The sequence below is a fragment of the Kribbella orskensis genome (genome assembly GCF_004342085.1).
GTDB lineage: Bacteria > Actinomycetota > Actinomycetes > Propionibacteriales > Kribbellaceae > Kribbella > Kribbella orskensis.
The window spans coordinates 53,474-80,403 of the sequence record NZ_SLWM01000005.1 but is presented as its reverse complement, the minus strand read 5'-3'; the positions used below and the strand labels follow the sequence as shown (position 1 = coordinate 80,403).

The 26,930-nt window shown below is 67.4% G+C and carries 27 protein-coding genes, 1 tRNA gene and 1 pseudogene; 17 read left to right on the top strand and 12 right to left on the bottom strand.

What is annotated here, in order from left to right:
• Nucleotides 1–32 precede the first annotated feature (32 nt).
• Nucleotides 33–1,151 (bottom strand): aminotransferase class V-fold PLP-dependent enzyme, encoded by a 1,119-nt coding sequence (locus EV644_RS15705; protein ID WP_132189018.1) that lies wholly within the window; start codon nucleotides 1,149–1,151, stop codon nucleotides 33–35.
• Nucleotides 1,152–1,304: 153 nt separating this feature from the next.
• On the opposite strand from EV644_RS15705, the gene EV644_RS15700 reads away from it, so the two are divergent.
• Nucleotides 1,305–2,213: a neutral zinc metallopeptidase gene (locus EV644_RS15700; protein WP_132333374.1), complete on the top strand. Its 909-nt coding sequence runs from the start codon at nucleotides 1,305–1,307 to the stop codon at nucleotides 2,211–2,213.
• Between the two features lie 14 nt (nucleotides 2,214–2,227).
• Here the strand turns inward: EV644_RS15700 and EV644_RS15695 are convergent, their stop codons facing one another.
• Complete coding sequence (locus EV644_RS15695) at nucleotides 2,228–2,818, bottom strand: TetR/AcrR family transcriptional regulator (protein WP_132189016.1); 591 nt, start codon at nucleotides 2,816–2,818, stop codon at nucleotides 2,228–2,230.
• A gap of 141 nt (nucleotides 2,819–2,959) precedes the next feature.
• Here EV644_RS15695 and EV644_RS46280 point away from each other — a divergent pair, with 141 nt between their 5' ends.
• The 6 genes from EV644_RS46280 (at nucleotide 2,960) to EV644_RS15670 (ending at nucleotide 9,909) form a co-directional block, all read left to right on the top strand.
• Entirely contained in the window at nucleotides 2,960–4,870 is a 1,911-nt protein-coding gene (locus EV644_RS46280; RefSeq protein WP_241998201.1) for a penicillin acylase family protein, read from the top strand.
• Between the two features lie 64 nt (nucleotides 4,871–4,934).
• Nucleotides 4,935–6,152 carry a discoidin domain-containing protein gene (locus EV644_RS46275; RefSeq protein WP_241998199.1) on the top strand — a complete coding sequence of 406 codons (1,218 nt, stop codon included), beginning with the start codon at nucleotides 4,935–4,937 and terminating at the stop codon, nucleotides 6,150–6,152.
• Between the two features lie 27 nt (nucleotides 6,153–6,179).
• On the top strand, nucleotides 6,180–6,779 hold the full coding sequence (locus EV644_RS15685; protein WP_132189015.1) for a YbjQ family protein: 600 nt from the start codon (nucleotides 6,180–6,182) through the stop codon (nucleotides 6,777–6,779).
• The gene (locus tag EV644_RS15680; RefSeq protein ID WP_199239847.1) at nucleotides 6,769–8,136 is read left to right on the top strand and encodes a GH1 family beta-glucosidase; all 1,368 of its coding nucleotides are present in this window, start codon (nucleotides 6,769–6,771) and stop codon (nucleotides 8,134–8,136) included. The genes EV644_RS15685 and EV644_RS15680 overlap by 11 nt, the downstream gene beginning before the upstream one ends.
• Nucleotides 8,133–9,374, top strand: coding sequence for an MFS transporter (locus EV644_RS15675; RefSeq protein WP_132189014.1), 1,242 nt, complete (start codon nucleotides 8,133–8,135; stop codon nucleotides 9,372–9,374). The genes EV644_RS15680 and EV644_RS15675 overlap by 4 nt, the downstream gene beginning before the upstream one ends.
• Nucleotides 9,375–9,384: 10 nt before the next feature.
• Complete coding sequence (locus EV644_RS15670; protein WP_132189013.1) at nucleotides 9,385–9,909, top strand: gamma carbonic anhydrase family protein; 525 nt, start codon at nucleotides 9,385–9,387, stop codon at nucleotides 9,907–9,909.
• On the opposite strand, the gene EV644_RS15665 is transcribed toward EV644_RS15670, so the two are convergent.
• Together EV644_RS15665 and EV644_RS15660 are read right to left on the bottom strand one after the other, a co-directional pair.
• On the bottom strand, nucleotides 9,895–10,725 hold the full coding sequence (locus tag EV644_RS15665) for a hypothetical protein (RefSeq protein WP_132189012.1): 831 nt from the start codon (nucleotides 10,723–10,725) through the stop codon (nucleotides 9,895–9,897). The two genes, EV644_RS15670 and EV644_RS15665, sit on opposite strands and share 15 nt — an antisense overlap.
• Nucleotides 10,722–11,246, bottom strand: coding sequence for a SigE family RNA polymerase sigma factor (locus EV644_RS15660; protein WP_132189011.1), 525 nt, complete (start codon nucleotides 11,244–11,246; stop codon nucleotides 10,722–10,724). The genes EV644_RS15665 and EV644_RS15660 overlap by 4 nt, the downstream gene beginning before the upstream one ends.
• A 189-nt stretch (nucleotides 11,247–11,435) precedes the next feature.
• On the opposite strand from EV644_RS15660, the gene EV644_RS15655 reads away from it, so the two are divergent.
• Nucleotides 11,436–12,632, top strand: a complete 1,197-nt coding sequence (locus EV644_RS15655; protein WP_132189010.1) for an MFS transporter — start codon at nucleotides 11,436–11,438, stop codon at nucleotides 12,630–12,632.
• Here EV644_RS15655 and EV644_RS15650 read toward each other — a convergent pair.
• A complete protein-coding gene (locus EV644_RS15650) occupies nucleotides 12,601–13,743 on the bottom strand; it encodes an MFS transporter (protein ID WP_255511319.1) in 1,143 nt (380 codons plus the stop codon). The genes EV644_RS15655 and EV644_RS15650 overlap by 32 nt on opposite strands.
• A gap of 134 nt (nucleotides 13,744–13,877) precedes the next feature.
• Between EV644_RS15650 and EV644_RS15645 the strand changes: the two genes are divergently transcribed.
• A tRNA-Thr gene (locus EV644_RS15645) sits at nucleotides 13,878–13,950 on the top strand.
• 27 nt (nucleotides 13,951–13,977) lie between these two features.
• Here the strand turns inward: EV644_RS15645 and EV644_RS15640 are convergent.
• From EV644_RS15640 to EV644_RS15625, 3 genes are all read right to left on the bottom strand, one after another.
• Nucleotides 13,978–14,604 carry a helix-turn-helix domain-containing protein gene (locus EV644_RS15640; protein ID WP_132189009.1) on the bottom strand — a complete coding sequence of 209 codons (627 nt, stop codon included), beginning with the start codon at nucleotides 14,602–14,604 and terminating at the stop codon, nucleotides 13,978–13,980.
• 362 nt (nucleotides 14,605–14,966) lie between these two features.
• The gene (locus EV644_RS15630) at nucleotides 14,967–15,497 is read right to left on the bottom strand and encodes a P-loop nucleotide/nucleoside kinase family protein (RefSeq protein WP_199239846.1); all 531 of its coding nucleotides are present in this window, start codon (nucleotides 15,495–15,497) and stop codon (nucleotides 14,967–14,969) included.
• Nucleotides 15,498–15,643: 146 nt separating this feature from the next.
• The gene (locus EV644_RS15625) at nucleotides 15,644–15,964 is read right to left on the bottom strand and encodes a hypothetical protein (RefSeq protein ID WP_132189007.1); all 321 of its coding nucleotides are present in this window, start codon (nucleotides 15,962–15,964) and stop codon (nucleotides 15,644–15,646) included.
• A 793-nt stretch (nucleotides 15,965–16,757) separates the two neighbouring features.
• Here EV644_RS15625 and EV644_RS15620 point away from each other — a divergent pair.
• The 7 genes from EV644_RS15620 to EV644_RS15590 all read left to right on the top strand — a co-directional run bounded on the left by EV644_RS15620 (nucleotide 16,758) and on the right by EV644_RS15590 (nucleotide 22,018).
• Nucleotides 16,758–17,717, top strand: coding sequence for a sigma-70 family RNA polymerase sigma factor (locus EV644_RS15620; protein WP_132189006.1), 960 nt, complete (start codon nucleotides 16,758–16,760; stop codon nucleotides 17,715–17,717).
• Between the two features lie 96 nt (nucleotides 17,718–17,813).
• Nucleotides 17,814–18,392 (top strand): dihydrofolate reductase family protein, encoded by a 579-nt coding sequence (locus EV644_RS15615; RefSeq protein WP_132189005.1) that lies wholly within the window; start codon nucleotides 17,814–17,816, stop codon nucleotides 18,390–18,392.
• Complete coding sequence (locus EV644_RS15610; RefSeq protein WP_132189004.1) at nucleotides 18,389–18,847, top strand: nitroreductase family deazaflavin-dependent oxidoreductase; 459 nt, start codon at nucleotides 18,389–18,391, stop codon at nucleotides 18,845–18,847. Before EV644_RS15615 ends, EV644_RS15610 begins: the two co-directional genes overlap by 4 nt.
• Nucleotides 18,848–18,866: 19 nt before the next feature.
• Entirely contained in the window at nucleotides 18,867–19,163 is a 297-nt protein-coding gene (locus EV644_RS15605) for an MFS transporter (protein WP_241998195.1), read from the top strand.
• Between the two features lie 102 nt (nucleotides 19,164–19,265).
• A complete protein-coding gene (locus EV644_RS15600; RefSeq protein ID WP_132189003.1) occupies nucleotides 19,266–20,204 on the top strand; it encodes an SMP-30/gluconolactonase/LRE family protein in 939 nt (312 codons plus the stop codon).
• Between the two features lie 856 nt (nucleotides 20,205–21,060).
• Complete coding sequence (locus EV644_RS45335) at nucleotides 21,061–21,234, top strand: hypothetical protein (protein WP_199239845.1); 174 nt, start codon at nucleotides 21,061–21,063, stop codon at nucleotides 21,232–21,234.
• Nucleotides 21,235–21,319: 85 nt separating this feature from the next.
• Nucleotides 21,320–22,018 (top strand): DUF4386 family protein, encoded by a 699-nt coding sequence (locus EV644_RS15590; protein WP_132189002.1) that lies wholly within the window; start codon nucleotides 21,320–21,322, stop codon nucleotides 22,016–22,018.
• A gap of 15 nt (nucleotides 22,019–22,033) precedes the next feature.
• On the opposite strand, the gene EV644_RS15585 is transcribed toward EV644_RS15590, so the two are convergent.
• Nucleotides 22,034–22,396, bottom strand: a complete 363-nt coding sequence (locus EV644_RS15585; RefSeq protein WP_255511318.1) for a cupin domain-containing protein — start codon at nucleotides 22,394–22,396, stop codon at nucleotides 22,034–22,036.
• A gap of 1 nt (nucleotide 22,397) precedes the next feature.
• Nucleotides 22,398–22,457: pseudogene (locus EV644_RS47180) on the bottom strand (hypothetical protein); the annotation flags it as partial.
• Nucleotides 22,458–22,485: 28 nt separating this feature from the next.
• On the opposite strand from EV644_RS47180, the gene EV644_RS15580 reads away from it, so the two are divergent.
• A complete protein-coding gene (locus EV644_RS15580) occupies nucleotides 22,486–23,100 on the top strand; it encodes an HIT family protein (RefSeq protein WP_132189001.1) in 615 nt (204 codons plus the stop codon).
• Nucleotides 23,101–23,380: 280 nt separating this feature from the next.
• Here the strand turns inward: EV644_RS15580 and EV644_RS15575 are convergent, their stop codons facing one another.
• Together EV644_RS15575 and EV644_RS15570 are read right to left on the bottom strand one after the other, a co-directional pair.
• Nucleotides 23,381–24,712, bottom strand: a complete 1,332-nt coding sequence (locus EV644_RS15575; RefSeq protein WP_199239844.1) for an SWIM zinc finger family protein — start codon at nucleotides 24,710–24,712, stop codon at nucleotides 23,381–23,383.
• On the bottom strand, nucleotides 24,709–26,919 hold the full coding sequence (locus tag EV644_RS15570; RefSeq protein WP_132189000.1) for a hypothetical protein: 2,211 nt from the start codon (nucleotides 26,917–26,919) through the stop codon (nucleotides 24,709–24,711). The genes EV644_RS15575 and EV644_RS15570 overlap by 4 nt, the downstream gene beginning before the upstream one ends.
• Nucleotides 26,920–26,930 lie beyond the last annotated feature (11 nt).

The window sequence follows — 26,930 nt, the reverse complement described above, 5'->3', positions numbered from 1 at the left end:
TCCAGCCCTGGCAATTCAGAGAAGCCTCCGGTTCACACCGGGGGCTTTTCTGTTGCCCTGAGCTCCATTCCGAGCCGGGTCACCAGTACTTCGATCTCGTCGTCGTCGAGGGGGACGAGTTCGAGGACGAGGTGGCCCGCGGGAGCGTCGTCGGCGATCACGTAGATGGGCGGGTGGCCGATCTGGAGCTTGGCGGCGAGAGCCGTGGCATCGATTGCGGGATCCACCGTGAGGAGCACTCGGGACAGCGGCAGGCCGGTCGGGTCGGGAAGGTCCGAGGCCGAGATCCCGGGGAACTCGTCGGCAGCACGGACGAACGCGGCGACCTTGGCGGCCTGGTCCGCCTCCCACTTGGCCCGGTCCATCGCCTGCCACTCCTCGAGTGCCGCGAGCACACCGACGGTCGACTCCTTCGTCGGCTTCATCCCGCGTCCGATGCCGTTCTCCTGCGCGCGAACCGCCCGGACCAGCCGCTGGGTGCCGATCACCAGACCGGCCGTCGGCGAGGCCAGGTATTTCTGCCCGCTGATCAGTACCACGTCCGCGCCGGTGGCCAGCAGGTCCGCGGTCCGGGGGAACTGGGCGGCGCCGTCGATGATCGCAGGGACTCCTCGGCGGTGTGCGGCGCGGACCGCGGCGGTCAGGTCGACGGGCTCGCCGTGGGTCAGCCGCGACGACACGAGTAGCAGGCAGGTGATCTCGGAACCGGAGAGCGCGTCGTCCAGATCGTCTGTGCTACAACGGTTTTCGGACCCTGCGAGCACCACGCTCGCGCCGGCCAGACGGACGGCCTGCAGGATCGACTGGCCGTAGGCAACGGCATGGCCGGCCGGCAGCACGACCCTGTTGTGCATGTCCCTGGTGTCGGGCAGGGCCGCGATGCGGTCGGGGTCGGTGCCGGCCATCGCCGCCGCGATCGTGACGGTGATCGCCGCCGACGTGCAGTGCGTGATGGCGCCGGCCTGCGCGCCGGTGGCGTGTGCGATCGCCTCGCTGACCCGGTCGCCCAACTCCTTCATCACGAAGAACTCGGGCAAGGCCTCTGCGACCGCCTCGGCCACCTTCGCTGAACTGCGGGAGACGCCCAGCGCCGTGTTGGTCCCTTTGGCGTTGATGACGTCGGTCAACCGATGCCGCTCATATGTGCCCATGATGCGGCTCACCATAGTGGCAGGTGACACCTGTCTGCCATGGTTCCGTCACGCAAAGTTGCGGCCGGGCCCCTCGAAAATCTCGGTGACCTCGGTCGGCGCGCGAAGGCCCGCGCTTGCGGTTAAGGTCAGCCGGTGGCGAGTAGCAGGCGGTTGAGCATAACGGTGGTCTGCGCGGCCCTCGTGGTCGTCGGGGCCTCGGGTGCGGTGGCGGTGCGCCAGGGCGACCAGAACCGGCCGGGTTCGGTCGCGGTGAGAGTGCCTGCCCCCGCCATCACGTCCACCACTACGTCGCCCAAGCCGACGCCGACGCCGAGTCCTTCCGGTCCGACCGCGACGGTCGCGCCGATGGCTCAGGAGAACCGGCTGGTCGTCCAGAACCGGCTCTACAAGGTCGGCCGGCTGCCGGCCTCACGCTGCAAGGAGCCGACCGTCCGGCCGACCTCGCTCGCCAAGGTCCGGGCCTACTACACCCAGGCCCTCGGTTGTCTGAACAAGGCGTGGGCGCCCGCGATCCGCAAGGCGGGGTACCAGTTCTGGGCTCCCCAGTTGCAGGTGTACGGCGGCAAGTCGTCGACCTCGCCCTGCGCGCTGATCAGTACCGCGGTGTACTGCAACGGCGTCATCTACATGGACGGCAACTACGACATCAAGAACTACCGGGACTCCGACCCGATGTGGGCCCGCGCCACGATGGCCTTCCTGATCGCCCACGAGTACGGGCACCACGTGCAGGCGATGACCGGGATCCTCGTCGCGTCCGACACCCGCGAGGGCTACATGAACGGCTCGGCGGCCCAGCTGACCGAGAGCAGGCGGCGCGAGCTGCAGGCCTCCTGCCTGAGTGGTGTCTACCTGGGCGCCGACAAGCAGTTCTTCCCGGCCCGCGGCTCGTTCCTGGACAGGTGGAAGTGGACGGTCCGCAACCGCGGCGACCAGTGGAACCCCACGCGCACCCACGGCAACAAGACCAACCACGGCCGCTGGTCCCTCCGCGGCTTCGAAGCCGCCAATCCGTCGGCCTGCAACACCTTCACCGCCAAGCCCGCGACCGTTTCCTGACCACCAACTTCTGACTAGACGGCCAGCGCGAGCAGCTGGTCCGCGAAGGTCTCCAAAGCCTGTACTGCGGACGCCGTGTCGCGGTCGACCAGCCAGCCGAGCGTGACTCCGTCGGTGATGGCGAGCGTCATCCGCGCCAGTTGGTCGGCAGGGAGCTTCCACTCAACCCCGGTCGCGGCCGAGATCTCCTGCAGGATCTCCTCGATACCCGCGAGCTGACTGGCCCGCTGCTCCCGTGCGAGTGGCTCCGTCTTTGCATTGCGCAGGGCCCAGCTGGTCAGCTCGTACGTCAGCAACTGCGCGTCCGGGGTCGCCTCGACGAGTTGCCAGAACCCGAGGAACGCGTTCCGCACGCTCGCCGCGACGTCACCGCCGGGCGTGATCGCGGAGCGGGCGGCAACCACCTGCGCCTCGGTGATCATCCGGATCACCTCGTGCAGCAGTTCCTCCTTTGACCGGAAGCAGTAGTGCACGATGCCGACCGAGATCCCCAGCTCCTGCGCGATCCGCCGGGTGGTGGTCGCGGCCAGTCCTTCGCGGGTGGCGACCTGGATCGCCGCCTGGACGAGCTCGGCGCGCCGCTCGTTCGCGGGTACCCGGGGCATCGGACTCCTCTCGACCGGTCTCACAGTACGGCTTCCAGGTCAAGCGTCCAAGACTCTTGACCTGAACCTACTGGTGAGTCATCGTCAGTTTTTGACGATCCCCTGCCGCCATCAACTGAAGATGCTTCTAGGGAGGACCTCGTGACGCGCCGCCCCGCTCAGCTCACCCGCGCCGTCCGTACGACGACCGCCGCGCTCGCCGTCAGCGCAGTACTGGCTGCCGGTCTGTCCACCACCAGTCAGGCCGGACCGGCCGCGGCCGCGGTACCGGTCGACTACTGCGTCGGGCAGTGCGCGGACATCGTGCCACCCGGACAGAACGGTAACGCGACCTTCACGGATCTCCTTCTGTTCAAGGGATTCGGCACCCGCCCGCCGCACTTCAGCGACACCGTCAAGCCGTACGAGCGGCTGGTCTGGAACTTCCAGGGCATCACCGACGACGGCCTCGCCCCGTACTTCGACGACGCGTCGTTCGGGGTGAGACCGGGCGATGTGGCGAGCACGATCCATCCCCGCGCGGACGTGACGATCGTGCGCGACAAGTCCCGCGGCATCCCGCACATCACCGGCACCACCCGCGAGGGGACCATGTTCGGCGCCGGGTACGCCGGGGCGCGGGACAGGCTGTTCGTGATGGACGTGTTCCGGCATCTCGGCCGCGGCCAGCTGACCCCGTTCGCGGGTGGCGCGGCCGGGAACCGCGCGTTCGAGCAGGAGCTCTGGCGGACCGCGCCGTACACCGAGGTCGAGCTGCAGAAGCAGTTCGACGACGCCGACGAGCGCTATGGCGCCAACGGCGTCAGGATGCAGCAGGACATCCAGGCCTGGGTGGACGGGGTCAACCACTACATCGACACCGTCGGGATCGCCTACCCCGGCGAGTACGTCGCGCTCGGCCTGCCGACGCCGCAAGCGTGGAAGGTGACCGACGTGGTCGCCACCGCGGCCGTGGTGGCCGGCATCTTCGGCACCGGTGGCGGCGGCGAGATGGAGTCCGCGCTTGCGTTGCTCGAGGCGCAGGCGAAGTACGGCGTTGCCGAGGGCACCAAGGTGTGGGAGGCGTTCCGCTCGCAGAACGACCCGGAGGCCAACACCACCGTGCACAACGGCGCGACCTTTCCCTACGGCACGACGCCGGCCAACCCGGCCGGTCGCGCGATGCCGGATCGTGGTTCGGTGACCCCTGAGCCCGAGGTCGTCGACCAGACCGGTTCGGCCGGCATCGCCAAGACGCTGAAACCCAAGAGCAGCACGGGAATCAAGCCGCCGAACAAGGCCCAGGGCAAGGAATCCCTGAAGGGAATCTTCGACGGCGGCGTCTTCCCGGAGGGCTTCGGACCCAAGGGAATGTCGAACGCGCTGCTCGTCTCCGGCGCACACACCGAGAGCGGCAACCCGGTGGCCGTCTACGGACCCCAGACCTCGTACTTCGCCCCGCAACTCCTGCTCCGCCAGGAACTTCAGGGCCCGGGAGTCAGCTCGCGCGGGATCGCCTTCGCGGGGCTGAACTTCTACACCTTGATCGGCCGCGGCGCCGACTACTCCTGGAGCGCCACCTCGGCCGGCCAGGACATCACCGACACGTACGCCGTTGAGCTGTGTGAGCCGGGCGGCGGGACTCCCACCAAGAACTCGACGCACTACCTCTTCCGGAACCAGTGCGTCCCGATCGAGAAGCTCGAGCGGCACAACGCGTGGTACCCGAGTCTCGGGTCCTCGGAACCAGCCGGCTCCTACACGTTGGTCGCCCAGCGCACGAAGTACGGCATCGTCACGCACCGGGGCGCCGTCGGCGGGAAGCCCGTGCTGTTCACGAAGAACCGGTCGACCTACGGGAACGAGGTCGGCTCGGCGCTCGGGTTCATGCTGTTCAACGACCCGGACGCGATCCACTCCGCGCAGGACTTCCAGAACGCGGCGACGAACATCGGCTACACGTTCAACTGGTTCTACACGGACAAGACCGACATCGCGTACTTCAACTCCGGCGACAAACCCGGTCCGGCCGACCGGGGCCGACCCGAACCTGCCGACCTGGAGCACCTATGAGTGGCAGGGCTGGAACCCGGACACCAACCGTGCGACGTACACGCCGCCGGCTCAGCATCCGCAGGTGGTCAACCAGGACTACCTGACCAGCTGGAACAACAAGCAGGCGCCCGGGTTCTCCGCGGCCGACGGGAACTTCGGCTACAACGCGGTCTACCGCAGCCAGCCGCTGGACGACCGGATCAAGGCGGTGATCGGCTCCGGGCAGAAGTTCACCCGCGGCAGGTTGGTCGAGGCGATGGAGGAGGCGGCGACCGTCGATCTCCGCGCGGACCAGGTGCTGCCGTATCTGCTGCGGGTGCTGGAGAGCGCACAGATCAGCGATCCCGCTGTCGCGGATGCCGTCGCCAAGCTGGAGGCGTGGCAGGCGGCCGGCAGTCATCGGAAGACACCCAACGAGGCGACGAAGACCTACGACCACGCCGAGGCGATCCGGATTCTCGACGCCTGGTGGCCGCTGCTGGTCCCCGCACAGTTCCAGGGTCTCGGCCCGGACCTCTACGGAGCTCTGGTGAGCGCGCAGAAGATCGACGAGCGTCCGAGTGCCCAGGGCTCGGCGTTCCAGAACGGCTGGTGGGGATTCGTCCAGCGAGACCTGCGGAAGGTCCTCGGCGACCCGGTCAAGACCCCGCAGCCGGTGACGTACTGCGGTAGTGGCTCCTTGGCCGCCTGCCGAACGGTGCTCGCCGACTCCTTGCTGGCGGCAACCAAGGTCCCGGCAACCACCACCTCCCCGGCGACAGCGGACTGTCCAGCGGGCGACCAGTACTGCGCGGACCAGATCGTGCACCAGCCGATGGGCGGAATCACCCAGGACCGCATGACGTGGGTCAACCGGCCGACCTACCAGCAGGTGGTCGAGTTCCCGGCGCGCCGTGGTGACGACGTCAGCAACCAGGCGGTGGGCAAGACCGCCACCGCTTCCAGCTACGAGACTGGGCTGTTCAACTCGCCGCCCGCGAAGGCCGTCGACGGAGATCTTGGCACACGGTGGGCGAGCAGGTGGTCCGACCCGCAGTGGCTGAAGGTGGACCTGGGCGCCGAGCAGACGATCCGCCGCGTGGTGCTCAAGTGGGAGGCGGCGTACGGGTCGGCGTACCGGATCGAGGTGTCCCGGGACAACGTGAACTGGCAGCAGGTGTTTGCCACCGGCAACGGCGATGGCGGGGAGGACGCGGCCCGGTTCGCGGCCACCACCGCGCGGTACGTGCGGATCACCGGGACGCGGCGGGTGACGTCGTACGGGTACTCGCTCTACGAGTTCCAGGTCTACCGCCAATGACGAGCACGGGGCTGGAAAGATGACGGTATGAACCAGAACTTTCCTCCGAACCCGAACCAGCCGTACCCGCCACAGCAGGGCTACCAGCAGGGGTCGCCGCCGGGGTACGCCCCGCCGCCCGGCTACCAGCAGGGCCCGCCGCCGCAGCAGCGTGGCTACGGGCAGCCCGGGTACGGCCAGGCGCCGGGCGGGTACCAGCCGGCCCAGCAGAACGCGCCGCACGTGGCGCCGCAGGGTTCGCCGTACCCGGTGCTCGTCTCGACCATGAACGACCTGCCCGGATACACCGCGGAGAAGGTGTTCGGCGAGGTGTTCGGGCTGACCGTGCGCAGCCGCGACTTCGGCTCGAACTTCACCGCGAGCTTCCGGTCGCTCGGCGGTGGCGAGGTGCCGGAGTACACCCAGATGCTGGCCGAGTCGCGCCATGTCGCGGTGATGCGGATGTGCCAGATGGCGCAGCAGATGGGCGCGAACGCGATCCTGGCGATGCGCTTCGACTGCAACGAGATCGCCCAGACGATGAGCGAGGTGGCCGCCTACGGCACCGCGGTGATCGTCCGCAAGGTGGAGCCGCCGCGTCCGCAGGACGTCGCCAGACCCAGTGAGGATGATGCGAGTGACGCCTGACCCGCTGAACTTCGGCCCCGACTTCCGGTGGGGAGTCTCGACGTCGGCGTACCAGATCGAGGGTGCCGTGACCGAGGGTGGTCGCGGCCCTTCGACCTGGGACACGTTCTGCGCCTCACCGGGGGCGGTCCTGAACGGCGACACCGGGGAGGTCGCCTGCGACCACTATCACCGGTATGCCGAGGATGTCGGGCTGATGCGCGACCTCGGGGTCGACGTCTATCGGTTCTCCTTCTCCTGGCCGCGGATCCAGCCCTCGGGTATCGGTCCGGGCAACGCCGATGGTCTCGACTTCTACGACCGGCTGATCGACTCGCCGCTGACCGCGGGGATCCAGCCGGCGCCGACGTTGTTCCACTGGGACACCCCGCAGGCGCTCGAGGATGCCGGCGGCTGGGCGTCCCGGGACATCACTGGGCGGTTTGCCGACTACGCCGCCCTGCTGGCTGAACGCTTCGCCGACCGGGTGCCACTGTGGATGACGATCAACGAGCCGGTGGTGCTCACCCTGCTCGGGTACGCCGTGGGTGGTCACGCGCCGGGCAAGCGGCTCGGCTTCGAGGCGCTGCCGGTGGCTCATCACCAGTTGCTCGCGCACGGCCGCGCAGTACAGGCTCTGCGGGCGGGTGGCGCGTCGAATATCGGGATCGCGTCGAACCATGCTCCGACCTGGTCGGCCAGCGATAGTCCTGAGGATGTGGCGGCCGCAGGCTTCTACGACAACCTGGTCAACTGGCTCTTCGCCGATCCGGTGCTGCTGGGTCGCTATCCCGAGGGGCTGGGGGAGGCGATGCCCGGTCCGGTCGCCGAGGACCTCGAGGTGATCTCCACCCCGATCGACTGGTTCGGCCTGAACCACTACGCGCCCGTCCGGGTCGGCGCTCCCACCGGCAACCCGGACACCGCGGCCACGGACGGCATCCCCATGCCTGACGGTCTTCCTTTCGAACCACGTGTTCTGGAGGGCTATCCGCGCACGGACTTCGGCTGGCCGGTTGTTCCCGAGGCTTTCGGGGAGATTCTGCAGACCTTCAAGACCCGGTACGGCGACCGCCTCCCGCCGATCTACATCACCGAGAACGGCTGCGCGATCAACGACGAACCGGTCGACGGGGTTGTCACCGACCAACGCCGGATCGACTACCTGGGCGCCTATCTCCGTGTCCTGAAAGAGTCGATCGACAACGGCATCGACGTCCGCGGCTACTTCCAGTGGTCGTTGCTGGACAACTTCGAGTGGGCCGCCGGGTACTCGCAGCGCTTCGGCCTGGTGCACGTGGACTTCAAGACCCAGGCGCGCACCCCCAAAGCGTCGTACCACTGGTACCGCAACCTGATCGCCAAGAGCCGGGAATGACCACCGAGTCGGCCGCACCTCACGCTCTTGCCGAACCGGTGGTGCCGGTTCGGGGGCGGTGGACTGCGGGTGTGGTGCTGGCGAATGTCGGGGTGTTCGCCGCCTGGCTCGGGCCGATTCAGGTGCTGCTCGCGAAGCAGTCCGATGCGATTGCTCCGGGCAACAAGGAGTTCGTCTTCGGGCTAGTCACCGGTGTCGGTGCGGCGGTCTCGGTGGTCGCGAACCCCTTGTTCGGCGCGATCTCCGACCGCACGAGATCGCGCTTCGGCCGTCGGGTGCCGTGGGTGCTTGCGGGTGCGCTCGGCGGGGCGGTGGGGTTGCTGGTGCTGGCGGGCGCCGGTGCGGTCGCATGGATGCTGCTCGGTTGGTGCCTGGTGCAACTGTTCTGCAACGCGTTGCTGGCGGCAATCACCGCCGCCGTGCCGGACCGGGTGCCGAAGCTCCAGCGCGGGGTCGTCGGCGGTTGGGTCGCGCTCGCCCAGACGCTCGGCGCGCTGGTGGGAGTCGGCCTGGCCACCGTTGTCGGAGGGGTCGGCGTCGGCTATATCGCTTGTGCCGCCTTCCTGCTCGTCTCGGTGATTCCTTATCTGCTGATCAGCGGCGACCAGCAGTTGACCGAGCGGCCCACGCTGGTGTGGCGCGAGTTCTTCGCCGGATTCTGGGTGAGCCCTCGGCGCTTTCCCGACTTCGGGTGGGCGTGGTTGACGCGCTTCCTGCTCAACCTCGGCAATGCGCTCGGCACGCTGTACCTGTTCTTCTACCTGCAGGACGCGGTCGGCTACGACGATCCCGATACCGGCGTACTGATCCTGACCGCGATCTACAGCCTCTGCGTGATCCTGACGGCCGTCGGCTCCGGTAGTTGGTCGGACCACCTGGCCCGCCGGAAGGTCTTCGTTACCTGGGCGGGCGTCGTGATGGCGCTGGGCGGCGTGGTGCTCGCGATCTGGCCGACCTGGTCCGGCGCGCTGGTGGGAGCCGTCATTCTCGGTATCGGCTTCGGCGTGTACCTGTCGGTGGACTTCGCCCTGCTCACGGAGGTCCTGCCGAGCGCGCGCGACCGGGCGAAGGACCTCGGCGTGATCAACATCGCGAACTCCCTGCCGCAGGTGATTGCTCCCGCTATCGCAGCACCTGTGGTGCGCTTCCTTGGCGGCTACCCGGTGCTTTACGTACTAGCCGCCGCGGTGACGCTGCTGGGCGCAGTACTGGTTCGGCAGGTCAAGTCAGTCGCTTAGTCTGCTTGCTATGCCGCTGTATTCCTTTGAGGGCGTCAGCCCGACCGTCCACCCGGAAGCCTGGATCGCGCCGACCGCCACCCTGGTCGGTGACGTCGTCGTCGAGAAGGGCGCCTCGATCTGGTATGGCGTGGTGATCCGCGCCGACCTCGGCCGGATCGTCATCCGCGAGGGCGCGAACATCCAGGACAACTCGGTGATCCACGTCGGCGACGGGCTCTGCGAGGTCGGCCGGAACGCCACCGTCGGTCACCAGTGCCTCGTGCACGACTGCGTGGTCGGCGAGCAGGCCCTGATCGGCAACGGCGCGATCGTGCTCGACGGCGCAGTGGTCGGCGAGCGAACCCTGATCGCCGCCGGCGCCACCGTCACGCCCGGCTCGGTGATTCCGCCCGAGTCCGTCGCGCTCGGCAGCCCGGCGAAGAAGATCATCCCACTGGACGGCACCGCCAAGCTCTTCGTCGACCACAACGCCGCCGTCTACCACGACCTGGCCCGCCGCCACGCGGCCTCTGTCGAACTAGTCGCCGAGTAGCTCCGGCGCGAGTCGGCCCTGTGCGTCGAAGGCTTCCACCTTCTTGACCGCGGGCGCCTTGGCCGGGACCACCAGGGCGAAGAAGCGCTGGCTCCGGGAGGCCGGCGTACCGGTCGCGGGCGCCTGGTACGTCGTGCCGTTCGCCAGGGTGATCTTGACCGAACGGGCGCCGTAGTGGGTCACTCCGTAGACCAGGCTGTTGTTGAGCTCGGTCAGCTCGGGCTTCGTGCCGCTGGTGGCTGTTTGCGCGCGCCAGTCGACCCTGGCGTGCGGCTCCGGACGGTCGAAGCAGGCCGCGGCGTCGAACACTGCCTGCGGGATCACCTCCAGACAGCCGGCTTCCGAGGTCGTCATCCCGGCCTGGTAGGACACCATGCCCCAAGGTCGGCCGTTCAGCTTGGTCTCGGTCTGCACGTAGTAGCCGTGCGGGCGGAAGGCGTTCGCGCCGGGCAGCTTCGTGTACATCTGGTTCAGCCAGGGCTGGGGGAGTGGGAACCTCGGCAGGTTCGCCTGCTCTTGGCGCGGCGGGTTCTCGCTGAGGATCTTGCCGGTCTTCGGGTCCATGACGATCGTCCTAGCAGGCGTGGGGAACCCGGCCGCTGGAGGTTCGCTCTGCGGGGTGCCGGTGAGTGTCTGGCTCGCCAGGATCACCCCGGCGGTGACCACGGCGACACCCGCCAGCGACCCCTCAGTACGGCGTCTCCTGAGTTGGCGGACGCGGTCGTTCACCAGTGCGGCTGGATCGGACGGGCCGGTCGAAGGATCTGCCAGGTCGAGCAGGTCGTCGCGCAGGCGTTCTAGCTGGTCTTGGTTCATCGGTGCACCTCCTGAGCGTGGTTGTCGAGGGCCTTCCGGAGTACTGCGAGGCCGCGGCTGGCGTGGGACTTCACCGTGCCGACGGAGCAGCCGAGCAGTTCGGCGACCTCCTGCTCGGGCAGGTCCTCGGCGTACCGGAGGAAGATCACCACTCGTTGCTTGGGGCTGACCTTTCGGAGCGCCTGCCTCAGCGCGTCGCGGTCGTCCACCTGGGTTGTTGGTGCCGCTTGGGTCCACGCGGCGGCCGGTTGCCCGGCTTCGGACTCGGGAAGCTCGGCGGTCGCGTGCTCTCCCCACCACCTGCGCCGCCGCCGGGAGAGGAAGGTGTTCAGCACGATCTTGCGGAGATAGGCGTCCGGATTGCCGTCTGCCACGCGGCTCCACCGGAACCACAACTTCGCCAACGCCTCCTGCGCCAGATCCTCCGCATATCCGTGATCCAACGTCAGCCCGACCGCCAACCGCACGGTCGAGCCCCACCGGGCCCGAACAAACTCGTCAAACCCATCCTGATCCCGCATCCATTCACCCCTCTCACCTGATCAACCCCCCAACCCCCCTCCCAGGTTGAGGTCCCCCAGGGTCAGCGCTGGTGCGGCCTGCCTCCGCCCGTGCTGCCGCGGTGCAGTGCGAGTGCAGTGCGGGTTCTCTGCCGGTTCAGTGCGGGGTGGGGCGGGTTGCGGTTACTGTTCGGTTCGGGAGGGATAGAGATGGCGGAAACACAGCAGTCGGTCGGGCTTCGCAGCCGGTGGTTTGCGATCGTCGCCTTCGCCCTGGTCGGCGCTTCAACCCAGCTCGTCTGGCTGAACTTCGCCGGCGTCACCACGGTTGCCGCCGAGCGCTACGGTGTCTCCGAGAACGCCATCGGCTGGCTGGCCCAGGTCTTCCCTCTCCTGTACGTCGTGCTCGCGATCCCGGCCGGCCTGATCCTCGACCGGTGGTTCCGCAGCGGCTTGCTCATCGGTGCCGTCCTGACCGCACTAGGCGCCTGTCTGCGACTCGTCGGCGACGACTACGGCTGGCTGCTGGCCGGCCAGATCGTTGCCGCGGTCGCCCAGCCACTGGTCCTCAACGCCGTCACCGGCATCACCGGTCGCTACCTCGCCGAGAAGGACCGCCCGAAAGGGATCGCCGCCGGCACCGCCAGCATCTTCGCCGGCATGGTGATCGCCTTCCTCCTCGCCGCCATATTTGCCGACGGCAACCAGCTGCCGACCATGCTCATCCTGACGGCGATCTTCTCGGTGGTCTCCGCGCTCGTCCTGCTCGTTGCCCTGCGCAAACCAGGCGAGCACAAGGCAGAGCACCGTCGCCCGGATCGCAGCGCCCTGAAGGTGGCGTGGGGCGACTCGCTGATCCGCCGGCTCTGTGTGCTGGCGATCTTCCCGTTCGGAGTCTTCGTCGCCATGACCACCTTCGCCCAGGCCCTGCTGGAACCTGCCGGAGTCAGTGGCGAGACGGCGAGCACGATTCTCCTGGTCAACGTAGTCGCCGGTGTGATCGGCTGTGCGGTGATCCCGGTGATCGTGGTCAGGTATCGCGCGGAATCCGCCCTGCTGGTGATGAGCCTGCTGCTGACCGCACTCGCCTGCGTGGCCCTCGCGTTCGTGCCCAGCGCGCTGATGGGATTCGTCGCCATCACCGTGATCGGGTTCCTGCTGCTGCCCGCCCTGCCGATCGTGCTCGAACTGGTCGAGCGACGTACCGGTGAAGCCGAAGGAACCGGCGCCGGCTTGATCTGGATGGCGGGCAACCTCGGCGGACTCCTCGTCGCGATCGTGGTCGGCCTGCTGGTGGATCACCCGATGGCTGCGTTCCTGGTGATGGCGGCGGTCGCGCTGATCGCAGTACCGGGTGCCCGTGCCCTGCGAGGTCCTATCGCCGCGCTTGAACCCTTAGAGCGATAGCCGTCGCGGCCGTCGCGAGGAGACCGCCGACGCCCGCGGCGATGAAGGTCACCCGGGCGTTGGTGTGCTCGAGCAGAAGACCACCGAAGACGTAGGAGATCCCCGCGGCCAGGCCGATCGCGCCGTACAGGTTGCCGAAGACGCGGCCGAGCATCGCCGGCGGTACGACGCGCTGCAGGTGCGTGTTGATCGCTACGTCGAGCGCGGCGATGCCGACTCCCCGGATGGTCTGCAGGGCGAGCGCCGCCCAGATCGCCCAGGCCAACCCGGTGAGGAGGTTGCCCAGACTGCTGATCGCGAGACCCGCGATGAGGAGCACGGGCATCGCGAAGCGGCTCGCGTACCTGGTGAGCAACGCGTAGCCCACGACCAGGCCGATCCCGACCCCGGCGTACAAGGTCGCCGCTGCGGAGTCCCCGCCGTGCAGCTCGTCCTTCGCGAGGAACACCATCGCCACGTCGTCCACGCCGTTGAACGCCACCACCGCGAAGAACCCGAGGCCGATCACCCGCACCGTCTTCGTCTTCCAGATGTAGCTGAGGCCGTCGCGCGCGTTGCGGAGTACCGACGTACCGGAGTGTTCGTTGCTGGGCGGCAGACTCGGCAAGCCCATGAGCAGGACCGCGGACACGAAGAACGTCGCCGCGTCGATCAGCAGGATCCCGCGGACGTCGAGGACCAGGAACAACACCGCCGCCACCAGAGGCCCGATCGCCTCGAGCCCGTAGGTGCCGGCCCCGAGCGTCGAGTTGGCCGTCTCCAAATCCCTGTCGTTCACCAACGCAGGTACTGCGCTCCGGCTACTCGCCTGGAACACCTGAGCCACCAGGCTCCGGACCGCCACCAGCACCAACAACACTGGCAACGGCGGCAGCGCCACCGCCATCACCACGACGAGAACCCCCTGCGCCAGATCGCACCCCACCATCACCTTGCGCAGATCAATCCGATCCCCGACCACCCCCGCGAACGCCCCGAACAACCCCGGCGTGAAGTCCCCCGCCAGCAACAACAACGCCACCGCCAACGCCGCCCCCGTAACCCCCTCGACGTACAGCAGCAGCGCCACCAGCCCCAGCGAGTCGCCCAGAAACGACACCGCCCGAGCCACGAACAACCGCCGAAACCCCCGATTCCCGCGCAACACCCCGACCCCGGCCACCAAACCCCTCCCTCCACCTCCCGACCCTGCCCACCAGATCCTCTAAGATGACTCAGCAACACCGGGGACCCACAGTCCCACCCGCCGACGTGGCGCAATTGGTAGCGCACCGCTCTTGTAAAGCGGTGGTTAGGGGTTCGAGTCCCCTCGTCGGCTCTCTCACCAGGGCATATGCCTGTCGCCTCATGAACCATAAGCCTTCTGCCCATGGTTTACCCCATGATTTTGGCTCTCATGGTGCTCCGGCATTGCTCCGGCGAGGGCGTGGGCAGCCTCCGGATTGCGGGCTCTCCGGGCAAAGTAGACATCTTGTGTCATGGAAGGACGGGACTGACCGAACTGGTCAGCTACCTGCCGTGCCGTCTGCCCCGCCTCGTCCAGGAGCGTCGCCGTTGTCTTCCGGAAGTTGTGTGAGGTCACCCAAGACAGTTCGTCGGCAATCGTCGGTTGGCCAGCTGAGCTGACCATGTCCATCAACGAGGCGCGGGACGATCGGGACAGCCGGTAGGTATCTGCCAGCAAACGAGCCTCGGACGGGTCCACCCGATCTCGCCCGGTTTCGATGAGGCTGAGCCGGTTCTTCGACCATCCCAACCGCTCCGCGGCTTCGATCTGCTTGAGGCCGGCATCCCGACGAGCCTTGCCGAGCAAGCGGCCCAGTTCACAACGAAGCTCATTGCCGATTGGTTGTCGAGCTAGGCGAAGGTCCTTGCGGACGTTGTTCGGGTCCCGATAGCCGCCCAAAGCGTCCAGGAAGACTGGATCCTCTAGCCGGACGTCCGAACTGAACCGCCGGTGAAGCATGGCCATCGCCCAGGGTGGCCAGGTCAGAACACGCTGACCCGCACGCGACCTCGTCCGACGCCTAACGAGTCCTTGACCTTTGATGCGGTTGATCTGCGAGGTGACAGCTACTTCGCTCTTCACGAAGGTCGACTTCAGTCCACAGGACGGCCAATCGCCTGGCTAGTGCCTCGTCCAGAAAGGTTGGGGTCGTAGCCGTGTTGGGTTGACCGGTTCGGCGGTGGGTGTGGAGGCTTGCTGGCGAGGTGGTGATGGCTCGGCAGCCTGAGGTTTTCGTGCGCTCGCTGGAACCGGAGGAGGCGCCGTGTCTGGTGCGGACTACGCGGACCGAAAGGGATCGTTCGGCTTGGCGAGCGGGCTACGCGACACTAGGTATGTATGATGAAACTATCAAAGAGCGCCAGTTCCGCCTCATCTGGTCGTTGAAATATAGACCAGGATTTTGTTAGTAGCTCTTTTGTTATGGGTACCGCGCCAGGTGTTCCACTTGCATTACGAATCTCAAGACGCCGCCATAATTCAGCAAATGGCACATCAAAGTAATGCATTTGTATAGCAGCGCCTAGTTTGTGCGCAACCTCTCGATGTCTATCACGTTCATCTCGACTCCAAAAACCATCTTCCAAAATGATGCTGTACCCGAGTTTCAGTAATGTTAGGCCGTGCTCATAGAGTCGAACCTCAAGTTTACGGCGGAACTCGAAGTCAAAGAAGTCGACTCCGAGTGCGGCAACCCACTCGTCTACATTGAGCCGGACCGCACCCGTCGACTTCTCTAATTCTTTTGCAACAATAGTTTTTCCGGCACCAGGTAAGCCACAAAAAGCGTAGAGCACCGGACGTTCAGAACTATTGAATCCCATAGTATGTTCTCCAATCAGAAACCCCTCGTCGCTCACGAAGAATGATCCCAGGCCGGATGCTGCCAGGTCAGGAGGGCGCGTCATGCCGCGGCTACCTGTTCCGGCGCTTCGTGATCGAGAAGTACGGGATCGGCCGCCCCACGGAGCGCATGCGCTCGAGCTCATGGTTTAGCCCATGAGTTTCAACGCGCATTGATGCCAAGAGCCGACTGGGGACGAACCACTCGGTCGACGGCAATCCCTGTGTCACAAGGGATCTGAGCATCATCGGGCAACAACGCCGAAGTGAATCCGGCGAGGAGCAGCCATATCGCGCCGGCGAGCAGCCATGGCCACCATCTGCCTCCCGAGTCGGCCTCCGCTGTCGCCGCGCTGATCAGTAGGGCTGACGGCACGATGACGAGAAGCAGCGCGAACCGCTTGAAGGCAAACTCCCAGTCCCGCTCGCGGACGAGGCGACGCAGCCGTTCTCCACGCTGGTGCGGCGCAGGCTCTCTGGTCACGCGGCCATTGTCGCGGCTCGACCTACTCATTACGAGTCGTCCGAGGCGAGTGCAGGGCCGTCTACCGGGAGCGTTCCCGCCGCTGGTCGACCGAGCTGAATGGGCTCACCAGTACAGATCCGAACAGGTCGATCCGAGGCCCCTGTTAGCAAGGTTGTTAGCAAGCAGCCAAGTGGCAAGCGCCTAGGATCCGGCCATGCCTTTCAGCGACCAACTTGTGGCACGCACTCCCGACGCACCGTGGCTACCGCCAGGAAGCACTGCAGAAGTGTGGGCGTGCGACTCCACGGCGAACCCGGAACCAGCCATTATTGTTCGGCTCCTGCTGACTCGACTCGTTTCTGGTTGTGAGCCTCAGATCTTCTGCGTTGATGCAGACAAGGGGCTCGATTTACCGACGCGGTTCCTCGGAGGAGACAACGGGTGGACCGCTCCGACCGTGGGACTTGATGACCTGAGCCAGGACATCCTTGGCCGGGTGGTGCCCACGCGCTGCGTGGGCTACGTCCGCAACGTTGTACCCACGCCCGACGAGACGTACGCATATCCCACGCCCTACGTGCACGTTCCGGTCTTTGCACCGATCTCTGCCACCGAACCAGTCGCTCCGGGGGAGTGGGTACCCATGTCGAGGGGGCGTGACGGACTCAATGCACGGCACTGGTGGCCTGTAGCCGAATGGTTCCTCTCGTCGAGAAGCGATGGCCCACGGACGCGATGAGCTCCTTCCGGACGAACCATGAGCGGCTGACACCTCAACGCATGGCGTCGAGCCCCAGTAGCCTGGGAAGCTGTGACGACGAGTGTCGAGTTCACCGAGCTCACCGGGACGTACCGCCGCGAGTTGCTCGCGCATTGCTACCGCATGCTCGGTTCGATCGACGAGGCCGAGGACGTGGTGCAGGAGACCTACCTGCGGGCGTGGCGGTCGTACGACGGCTTCGAAGGCCGGTCATCAGCGCGGACGTGGCTGTATCGCATCGCCACGAACGCCTGCCTGACCGCGATCGAGCGCCGTGGCCGTCGGCCGCTGCCATCGGGTCTCGGCGCACCGAGCACCGACCCGGACGTGCCATTGGTGGCCGGACCGGAGGTGGCGTGGCTTCAGCCGTACCCGGACGTTCTCCTCGGTGACCTCCCGGACGACCCCGCGGCGGTGGCGATGTCGCGAGCGGGGATCCGGCTCGCGTTCGTCGCCGCGTTGCAACATCTCTCGGCCCGGTCCCGCGCCGTACTGATCCTGCGCGATGTCCTGCAGTGGTCGGCTGCCGAGGTTGCCGAGCTGCTGGGGACGACCCCGACCGCCGTGCACAGCGCGCTGCGGCGGGCTCGTGCCGACGTGGCCCGCTCGACGCCGGCCGTCGACGACGTCGCGGAGCCGGGCGAGGCGGAGCGGCGTGGACTCGTCGAGCGGTTCGCGGCAGCGATCGAAAGCGCGGACGCCTCCGCGGTGGCCGAGCTGCTGCGCGTGGACGCCGTCTTGGAGATGCCGCCGCTGCTCACCTGGTTCGCCGGCCGCGATCCGGTGGCCCGTTTCCTCGGCGCCAACCTGCTGCTCGAGCCCGGTGGGCTGCGCACCGTCCGGACCCGGGCCAACGATCAGGACGCGCTGGGCGTGTACTCACGCGGTCCCGATGGCGTCCACCGCGCGCACGCGGTGATCGTGCTGACCGTCTCTCCCGCCGGCATCACGCGCATGGTCGCGTTCCAGGATCCCGGCCTGTTCCCGGCGTTCGGACTGCTGTCCGAATAGAACTTTCGCTTCGCGCGACGAATCGGCGGACCGGCGCGGGTCTGTCTGTGTAGGCCGTCCGACGGACGGGCGGCCGCACAGCAGACGGAGGACGCAATGCGCAAGCTCATCGCCGCCATGAAGATGTCGCTCGACGCGAAGGTGGAAGGCCCGGACGGTACCGCCGACTGGGTCGAGGCATGGTCGGAGGACTACGGCCTGACGCCGCAGATCGACGCCTGCCTGCTCGGCGGAGGCATGTACCCCGGCTACGAGTCGTACTGGACCGGGATCCAGACCAAGCCGGAGACGCCGGCGTGGCTCACCAGCGAGCCGCCGACGCCGGCCGAGCGTGAGTGGGCCGACTTCATCAAGCAGACGCCCCACTACGTGCTGTCCAGCACCTTGGAGACCACGTCGTGGCCGAACACGACCTTCCTGCGTTCTGTCGACGACGTGGCCGCACTCAAGCAGCAGCCGGGCAAGGACATCTACGTTGTCGGTGGAGCGCGCATCACCGCGTCCCTGATCGACGCAGGCTTGGTCGACGAGCTGCGGTTGATCATGTACCCGCTCGTCGCCGGCACGGACAGCACCGCGCTGTTCGCGACCTCACCACGACGCAGTGCCGAGCTGCTCGAGGTGCGGAAGCTCGACCGTGGCAAGGTCGAGCTGACCTACGGATTCGCCTCATGACAGGTCCGGACAACAGCCAGGTGATCGCCGAGTTCCGCGCGAACAGCGGCCGGCTGGGCGGGCCCCTGGCCGGAACGCCCGTCCTGCTCCTGCACCACGTCGGGGCGCGAACCGGTACGCGGCGGGTCACGCCCTTGGTGTACTCCTGCCATGCAGGCGACCGCGTGGTCGTCGTCGCGTCCAACGGAGGCGAGCCGAGCGATCCTGCCTGGCTGCACAATCTCCGAACTCATCCGGACGCCGCAGTCGAGATCGGCACCGACGTCGTTGCGGTGCACGCGGCAGAAGCGGGCGGGGGCGAGCGCGACGAGCTCTGGCAGGAGGTGGTGGCCCGGTACCCGGATGTCGGACGGTTCGGCTCGCGGACAGACCGCCCGATCCCGCTCGTCGTCTTGCGGCGAATCCCCGCACCCGCCGAGGCCGGCTCTCGCGTAGTGGTCGGCGGTTGCCTTTGACAACGGTTGCCGGAGTCTGGTGACCGGTCTGGCCGTGCTGCTCCTGATCAAGGACAGTCCGTACGACGAGCCGCTGCGACGGCCCAATCAGTCGCTCGGTGAGGTGCGCAACCTGCGCAGAGCCTGGAAGGAGCCGGGCACCCGGCTGGGGCTGTGGACGCACCTCACCACGAGCTTCTCCGGCAGCACCTTCGGACTGCTCTGGGGGTACCCGTTCCTCGTCCAGGGACAAGGGTTGGCTCCGACGACCGCTGCGGCGATGCTGCTCCTCCCGGTGCACGTTCTGAAGAAGGACCCCGCCGTGGCCGGAGCGTAGGCGTCCAGTCACCCGCGATCATGCCCTTCTGTCCGATCTGGACGGCAGCAGGAGCCCGATCTACCGTCGGTTCAAGGGGAGCAGTCCTTTGGGGGGAGCGGTATGTCTCGTGTTCGTCGGTTTGTGGTGGTGGCGGCGGCGGTCGTGCTGACTCTGGGGGCGGCGCGCCCGTTCCCCACGTCGGTGCCGTTGCCAGACGACTTCTGGCCGGAGGCGATCGCCATCGGGACGGGGAGCACCTTCTACGTGGGCTCTCTGAAAGACGGCGACATCTACCGGGGCAGCCTGCGCAGCGGTGAGGGCGAGGTCTTCGTCGACGCACCACCCGATCGAGTGGCCGCCGGACTGAAGGTGGAGGAGGACTGGCACCGGCTCTGGGTGGCGGGCGGTGCCAGCGGGCACGCGTACGTCTACAGCACCCGCGACGGTTCCGCGATCGCCGACCTGGTGCTGACGTCCGGGCCGACGCTGCTCAACGACGTCGTGGTCACCAAGGGCGGCGCCTACTTCACCGACTCGTTCAACCCGGTACTCTTCAAGGTGCCGATCGCACCGAACGGGCAGGTGGGCACACCGGTGGCGATTCCGCTGTCCGGGCCGGCGGCGACGGTCGCTGCGTTCCCCAACCTCAACGGCATCGACGCCACCCCCGACGGCAAGGTCCTGATCGTCGGCCACTCGACGCTCGGTGCGCTGTTCACCGTCGACCCGAGCACGGGCGCCAGCCGGACCATCACCGTGACGGGCGGCACCCTCACCCCCGGAACTCCGGACGGACTCCTGCTCGACGGCAAGACCCTGTGGGTGGTGGAGAACTTCGCAGAGCGCCTGGTCGAGCTGAGGCTCGACCCCGACCTCACCAGCGGCCAGATCGTCTCCGCCACCACCAGCGACCTGTTCCGCGTCCCTACGGCCGTGGCCGAGCACGGCGATCGGCTGGCTCTCCTCAACGCCCGCTTCGACCTCGCCCTACCCCCGCCGTTCGGCCCGGGTGCTCCGCCCGGGACCGAGTACGACGTCGTCCAGCTGCAGAAACCGTGACCGGAGGCAACCTCGGACCCCTCACCCGGAGACCGGAGAGGGTTCCGATGACTGTGCTGGTTCGTGCGGAACTGACCCTTCTCGACGGCGGTCGTGAGGAGTTCGTCGATGTCGCCCTGGCCTTGGCGAAGGCGGCTGAGGAGGAGCCGGGGACAGGGCGGACCTCGGCGAGCGACGCAGCCGCAGCGATCCGGCCAGTGCCGGTTCGGTGTCGGTCTCGCCATTCGCCACGCCGCCGCAACATAATCGAACGGTTGAGCGAGCCGATAATCTAGATTTCGTCAGATACATCGTCGCTTAGCAGCAGTTCTTACGTCTGTACGCCTACCTCGCAGCCGGATCGTTGACGCATGCCGACCGCGGTGGGCGGCCTTGAGCGGACCCATTGGAACAGCGATGGGTGCCCGGCCGTAGGTGCTGGCATCGGTGGCTGGGTCAGGAGTGGTCGGAGGGACTAGGACGACCACGAGGGTCATTATGACGGCGGTCAGGGGTGACGGGGATCGACCTGACCGGGCTCAAGAAGGCGGAGATGCTCTGCGACACGGAGAGTACTTCGCCGACGGATTGCTGCGCTCCCACCTGAAGACCGAGCTCCACGTCTCGGGACGCAGCGCTCACGTCTTAGCTCACGTGATTCAGTGGCAAACAGTGCGTGGTGCCGCGCGTCGTTGACATGCCTGCCGCGGCATAAGCCCAGGTCATGGCAACCTTTGGGCGATGGCGGCAAGCGGTGACATGTCTGGGCTCAGAAAGCGGTGAGGGGTTCGAGTCCCCTCGTCGGCTCAGCGTTCGACCAGGCATTACTACTCTGTGTAGCCATGATCGCAGACGGTCTGCCAATGGATCTGTCAATGTGAAGGCCCACCTGGACGCGGGTGCCGACCACGTCGCGATCCAGTTGCGGGGACGGGAAGGGATCGACCTGCTGCCCGGGTACGAGGCGCTGGCAATCGTTCTCCAGTTGGGGTTCGGGCGGGCCGTCCGACGACCCGCCTGTTCGGCGGACGGCACCGTGTTGCGGGTGTGAAACATGGTCTTGATTCCCGGCCGGAACGCGCGAACATCGTGAGTATAAGCACCGCATTTCGCGATGCCCTTTGGAGGTGTTTCTCATGACTGAGCGACACGAGTTGCGTTGGGGCGGTATCGCCGGACTGGCGTTCGTCGTCCTGGCACTCCTGGGCCGGTTCCTGGCCGGCAATCCTCCGACAGTCGCCGACTCGGGCGGCACGATCTCGAGTTGGCTCAACGACCACCGGACCACGGTGCTGTTCAGTTCCCTGATGTGGGCCGCCGCCGCCGGGCTGGTGATCTGGTTCGCGGCCGCCTTCGCCGAGGCGATCCGGGAGCGGGAGGAGCGCAGCGACGTACATCTCGCGTTGCTGGCCGGCTCGGTGCTGGTGGGCGGCGCGGTCTTCGTGAACGGCGCACTCACCGCAGCCTCCGCGTTCAGCATCGCGGGCCGGGACGAGGCACTCACGGTCCTGATGTACAACATCACCGCGGTGATGACGACGATGATCGGCTTCGCCGCCGCACTGCCGCTGGCCGCGGCCGGGATCGGCGTACTGCGGACGCACCTGATGCCGAACTGGCTGGGCTACCTCGCCCTGCTGGCCGCCCTGGTGTCCTTCGCGGGTGCGTTCGGTGTGTTCGCCACCGACGGCGTGTTCGTTGCTGGGGGCAACTTGATGAGCACCGTCCCGTTGCTGCTGTCCGCGGTGTGGATCGTCTGCGCGAGCGGGTTCATGGTCCGCGAGCACCTGCCGGAGATCACCACCGGGGAGGCCGCCCTACCGCAGCAGACGTGAGCCTGAGCCGGCCGGTCAGCCCGGCTGACCGGCCGGTGAGGGGGTGAAGTCGGCGAAGTCGAAGCCGGGTGACCCCACGCACGACACCAGCACAGCCTGCCCTCCCGCCGGCCGCGCGGACTGCCACGCCCCTGGCGGTACGACGACCTGCGGCTGCTGACCCGCGGCCACATCGGGGCCGAGTGTGACCGTGATGCCGTCGTACTGCAACGTCAGCGGGCCACCCGAGTGCCACAACCAGATCTCCGCCGACCGGACCCGGTGCGACCGCGGCTCCTCCCCTTGGTACCAGCAGGAAGTAGATCGCCGTCGCGCTGGCCCGGCTCCCGTCGTACCCGTCGGGCTCGAAGTCGACGGTCGATCGCCACGTCTCGCGATACGACCCGCCCTCGGGATGCGGCTCGAGGTCCAGCTGTCGCGCCAATTCCGGCTTCTCCATGCCCCGATTCTCGGACAGAGTGCGGGGCATGACTGAACTTCCGTCCGAGTACCACCGCAGACTTCCGTACAGCGAGCGGATGTCGGCCGAGCCCTTGCTGGGTGGACCGTTCTTTCCGTTCGAGGGCGACCTCCAGGTCGTGCCGCTGAACGAACCGGTGCTGCCGGAGCCGCCGCGTAGCGGTGAGGACGGAGGGCGGCCGTGTCCGAAGTGCGAAGATCCGGATCGGTTTGTGATCTGGCGAGACGGCCATTGGCATCTCAAGGCGTTCGGGCCGAGTGGGCTGCCGTTCGTGGCCGTTCTCGAGCCGCGCGAGCACTACCGGCTCGACAACCTCCCACCCGAGCTCACCGCGACGCTCGGACCGATGATCCAGCGCGTCGCGAACGCGATCCGGCGGATCGACAGCGTCGGGCGGACGCACTTCAACCGCTGGGGCGACGGGAGCGAACACTTCCACCTGTGGTTCCTCGCCCGGCCCCTCGGCATGATGCAGCTCCGCGGCGCGATGATCGCCGCCTGGGACGACATGCTCCCGAAGCTGCCCGAGGACGAGTTTGCGGCCAACGTCAGCCTGGTCGCCGCCGCCCTCTGGGAGAACGGCGGCGAGGCACTCAGCCTCGATCCACCGATGAGCCGGTGATGGGCGTGGGTTCCGGTTGGGGACTTTGGATCCTGGTGGGTGCGCGCGGTGGGTCGCTCCGCCTCGCTGCGGAGGTGTTCCACTGGTTTGTCGGGTCGCGCCGGTTCGGCTGGTGTGGTCAGGTGGTGGCCGGGGCCGACGGATCACCCGACGGGAGGATCTACCACTGGGAAACCAGCACCCAGCGCATCCTCGTCCAAGCCTGCACCATGGCCGGTCGCAACCTGACCCCCACGGAATGGGCCCAGTCGTTCGGCGACCGTCCGTACCGAAAGACCTGCTAGTGCTGCGCCTGGACGTACAGGGTGACTGCCAGGACGTGTTTGCAGGGGCCGCGTTGGCCGTGGTACTTGGCCCACCACAGACAGGTGCAGGTGTAGGGATCGCCCTTGACCCAGTGGCGGTGGTTGCCGGAGGTGATCGACCAGCCGTTGGCGGATGGCGCGACCGCTCGGTCCTGCAGCAGTTGGCGGGCGTCCTTCAGTCGAGGGTTGTCACGCTCGATCCGTTCGCTGTTCCACGGCAACTCCCGGTGGAACCAGGTGCTCCCGTGGAGGTCGTAGCCCACCTTGCCGGACACGGCCAGGTAGCCGATGCCCGCGTCGACGTCCGCGAGGGGAAGGTCCGTCGTCGCCGCCAGCCGATCGCGATCGATGACCGGCTGCCAGGCGAGATGTTCGAGTAGTCGGGCGGCAGCGGACCCGGCCGAAGACGCCGTCAAGGTGGTCAGCAGGCCGCCTTCACCCGAGAAGCCTCGGTACGGTTCTGGGGAAAGCAGCAGCGTCAACCGCGCGCCCGGCAGTTCGAACACCCACGCGCTGGCGTGATCGTCGGAACCGAACACGCGCAGGCGGTGCGTGAAGCGCGCGACCCGCGCCGACGCTGCCAGCCGCGCGGCTCCGGCAAGATGCACGGACCCAGGCGATGGTCGGGTCGACTGTCGCAATCCGCCTGGCGCCGGGAGCAGGTGGTACGACGGACCTGGCGCAGACTTGGGCAGTGAGGCGAGCCATCGAGCCGCCGCCGGTCCGGCGAGCTCGGCCCGCTGCGTCATCCGTGCGGCGAGCACGGGCGTCTCGGCGAAGCCCCTGATCCATCGGTCCGGGAGATCGACCTTCCGTTCGTGGTGGGTCTCGTCGAGCGTCGCCACCGAGAGGCCTTCGGTTCCGACGTCGAGGTGGACGAGCTCGGCGCGGCCGACTCCGGCGAGTGCGGTGCGCAGCGGCTGGTTGATGTCCACGTTGGTGGTCCCGTGCGCGACCTCGCCCGAGTCGATGCCATCGGCAAGCAGATCGAGCCGGGCGTGGACTCCGTTGCAGAGTGAGAACGCCTCGAACCGCAGCCGGTCGCCCGAGGCGGTGACCACGGGATCGAGGTTGCTGAGGCGGTGGACGAGACCCGCGTCGAAGTACCGGCTGTTGGCCACGTCGGCGACCGCCAGGATGCCGGCCGCGGTCACGTCCGGCCGCGCCAGCACTCCGCTGAAGAACCGCGGCTGCTCGACGAGTCCGCCGGGAGTCGCACCGAGCGCTGTCTCGAGTTCCAACAGTGCGCTGCGATCGGTACGCCGTACGAGCGTCGAATCAGTGCGATAACCGGCCTCGATCGTCACGATCTGCCTTCTCCCTGTGCGGCTGCTGCCACAAAGGCGGCTGCCTCCACCCGTGCCTTGCTACTACCCTTCGATGCTGCCAGCTCCAGAACGGATTCGGGGATCTGTGGATCGGGGACCGCGCTGACGTAGCGACGCAGTACGCCGCACAGCTCGGCCAGCGCAGCGGGCTTCCGCTCGAGCACCGAAGCCTTGCCGAGCACGGTCATCGCGGTCGGCCAGAGTGGTTGCAGCCCACCCGCGAGAATCAGCTGCTCCCACGAGTGGCCAAGGCGACCGAGACGCAGTACGCCGTCATTGAGGAGATGCAGACAGCACTCGGTGTACGCCGTGCTGTCCCACCGACCGCGGCCCATCAGCGCCAGCGCTGCGTCCACGGCGAGGAGCCGTCGATCCTCGTCGGCGTGGCACAGCGTGGCCGCGATGTCATGCTGGACAGCGAGGCCGGGGCCGGGCGCGTGCGCCATCATCGGCAACCAGCGAGGTGGGTGCCGCGCGGCTTGGTCGTACTGCGTCTGCGTCTTGGCGGCCAACAGATCCGGCCAGGCCGGGACGATCCCGAATCCGGTTTCGGCTCTGATCGCCCACTCGTGGTACTCGCGATGGGTACCGCTCGTGTGACCGGCGAGGAGCCCGGCCGGGATGCCTGGGATGAGGCTGATGTCGATCGGAAGCCGGACCGGTTCGACGGTCACGGTTGCTCCGTCATGTCGAGTCACGAGCTTCGGGAGTCCGCCGCCTTCGATCCACTGTCGCAGCAGGTCGACCGCGTCTTCGGTGTGTTTCGCCGTACGCCACGTGGATCCCGGGGACCACAGGTCGAGTGACAATCCGTCGAGTTGGGTCGTGCGTTCGGGTGGAGTGGGTTCGAGGCGGAGTAGTGCGAGGAAGAGATCCGTCGGGCCTGCCGACGTACGGCCGTAGCCTTTGAGACGGTCCACGAGGGTGTCGAAGGAGAGTAGGCCGTTCCATTGTGTCGGGGTGCTCAGCAGGTACGGGATCGTGCCGAGTCTTAGGGTTGTCTCGCTCGCGAAGATCTCGTGGACCGCGCCGGTCAGGGACAGGCTGGCGATCTCCCAGTCGGTCGGCGCGTGTACGCCGTTCGCGATCTTGTCGCACAAGGTCTTGTGGGTCTTCGCGGTCACGTCGGCCGCTGTGACCACTGCCCACAGAGCCGACGGCGGGCGCACTCCGTCGCCGAGACTCTGGTTTGCGGACCAGGCCCAGTAGCGCACCTCTTGAGGCGATCTGGCAGACCAGCGGACGATCGCGTCCCAGAAGACCGCGCCGTCCGCGGCCGTGGTTGACCTGATGATCCGGGAGAGAGCAGCGGCCAGCCCAGGCTCATCCGGCTCGATCTTGGCGGCAGGCCCGGTGTCGTTAACCGGCAGGGGTGCGGCCCACAGATCAGACAGCGGAGCCTCTGCGTCGGCTTCTTGGGCGACTCCGAGTGCGGTAAGCGCTTTGGTGGCTCGGTCTGCGAACGCCTGGTCGGGTACGTCGGCCGCGACCTTGAGCGCGATCGTCACCGCGTCGGATCCCCACCGGTCGACCGCGTGCGGCCCGGTCAACGCCTTGAGCAGCACGGTCTTCTGGGCCTTCTCCGGACGCGCGAAGATCGTGGCCGCGAGGTCGGGGAGATCGTCGGCGTGGGCGGTTTCGACCGCTGCGGGCAACAGCACGGCGGTCACCGATCCGTGGCTGGTCGCCAGCAACCCCTGGACCAACGGCATGCGCTCGGCGAGGTCCGGACCTTTCAGGTCGAGTGCTGCCAGCAGCTTCGCGATGCCCTTCCGGGTGCTGGGAGTGTCCTGGCGAGTCAATGCGACAAAGGCGTCGGCCAGAATGCGGGACCGGTCGAGGTGGCCATCGGCGACCAGCTCGGCGACGGCCGGACCGAGCTCCCACGACGGTACGGCGTGCCGCTCCAGAATCCCGATCACGCCGGGGCCGGCCAGCGCGGCTGACAGGGCTTCGGGCAGGACGGGGTCAGCGCGCAACTCCTCGACGAGTGACCCGGTGGGCAGCGGTTCCGGCGTACCGTTGTGACGCTCTTGCCGCCACAACGCCCACTTCATCTCCGACGCTGCCATCGCGTGCAGTTCGGCCCAGGACTTGGCAAAGGCCGGGCCGGTGGGCAGCTCGGCCAGACCGGCCGCGATCAGCGGCCGCGCGAGCCGCGCGATCCACGCAGAACGGGGAACCACCGCAGCAGGTC

What these genes read in the sequence shown, in the direction of transcription:
- EV644_RS15665 (WP_132189012.1), bottom strand. Translation starts at nt 10,725, where the DNA reads ATGAACCAAGACCAGCTAGAACGCCTGCGCGACGACCTGCTCGACCTG.
- EV644_RS15695 (WP_132189016.1), bottom strand. Translation starts at nt 2,818, where the DNA reads ATGCCCCGGGTACCCGCGAACGAGCGGCGCGCCGAGCTCGTCCAGGCG.
- EV644_RS15670 (WP_132189013.1), top strand. Translation starts at nt 9,385, where the DNA reads ATGCCGCTGTATTCCTTTGAGGGCGTCAGCCCGACCGTCCACCCGGAA.
- EV644_RS15610 (WP_132189004.1), top strand. Translation starts at nt 18,389, where the DNA reads ATGACAGGTCCGGACAACAGCCAGGTGATCGCCGAGTTCCGCGCGAAC.
- EV644_RS15705 (WP_132189018.1), bottom strand. Translation starts at nt 1,151, where the DNA reads ATGGGCACATATGAGCGGCATCGGTTGACCGACGTCATCAACGCCAAA.
- EV644_RS15600 (WP_132189003.1), top strand. Translation starts at nt 19,266, where the DNA reads ATGTCTCGTGTTCGTCGGTTTGTGGTGGTGGCGGCGGCGGTCGTGCTG.
- EV644_RS15640 (WP_132189009.1), bottom strand. Translation starts at nt 14,604, where the DNA reads ATGGCCATGCTTCACCGGCGGTTCAGTTCGGACGTCCGGCTAGAGGAT.
- EV644_RS15685 (WP_132189015.1), top strand. Translation starts at nt 6,180, where the DNA reads ATGAACCAGAACTTTCCTCCGAACCCGAACCAGCCGTACCCGCCACAG.
- EV644_RS15615 (WP_132189005.1), top strand. Translation starts at nt 17,814, where the DNA reads ATGCGCAAGCTCATCGCCGCCATGAAGATGTCGCTCGACGCGAAGGTG.
- EV644_RS15580 (WP_132189001.1), top strand. Translation starts at nt 22,486, where the DNA reads ATGACTGAACTTCCGTCCGAGTACCACCGCAGACTTCCGTACAGCGAG.
- EV644_RS15655 (WP_132189010.1), top strand. Translation starts at nt 11,436, where the DNA reads ATGGCGGAAACACAGCAGTCGGTCGGGCTTCGCAGCCGGTGGTTTGCG.
- EV644_RS15590 (WP_132189002.1), top strand. Translation starts at nt 21,320, where the DNA reads ATGACTGAGCGACACGAGTTGCGTTGGGGCGGTATCGCCGGACTGGCG.
- EV644_RS15675 (WP_132189014.1), top strand. Translation starts at nt 8,133, where the DNA reads ATGACCACCGAGTCGGCCGCACCTCACGCTCTTGCCGAACCGGTGGTG.
- EV644_RS15660 (WP_132189011.1), bottom strand. Translation starts at nt 11,246, where the DNA reads ATGCGGGATCAGGATGGGTTTGACGAGTTTGTTCGGGCCCGGTGGGGC.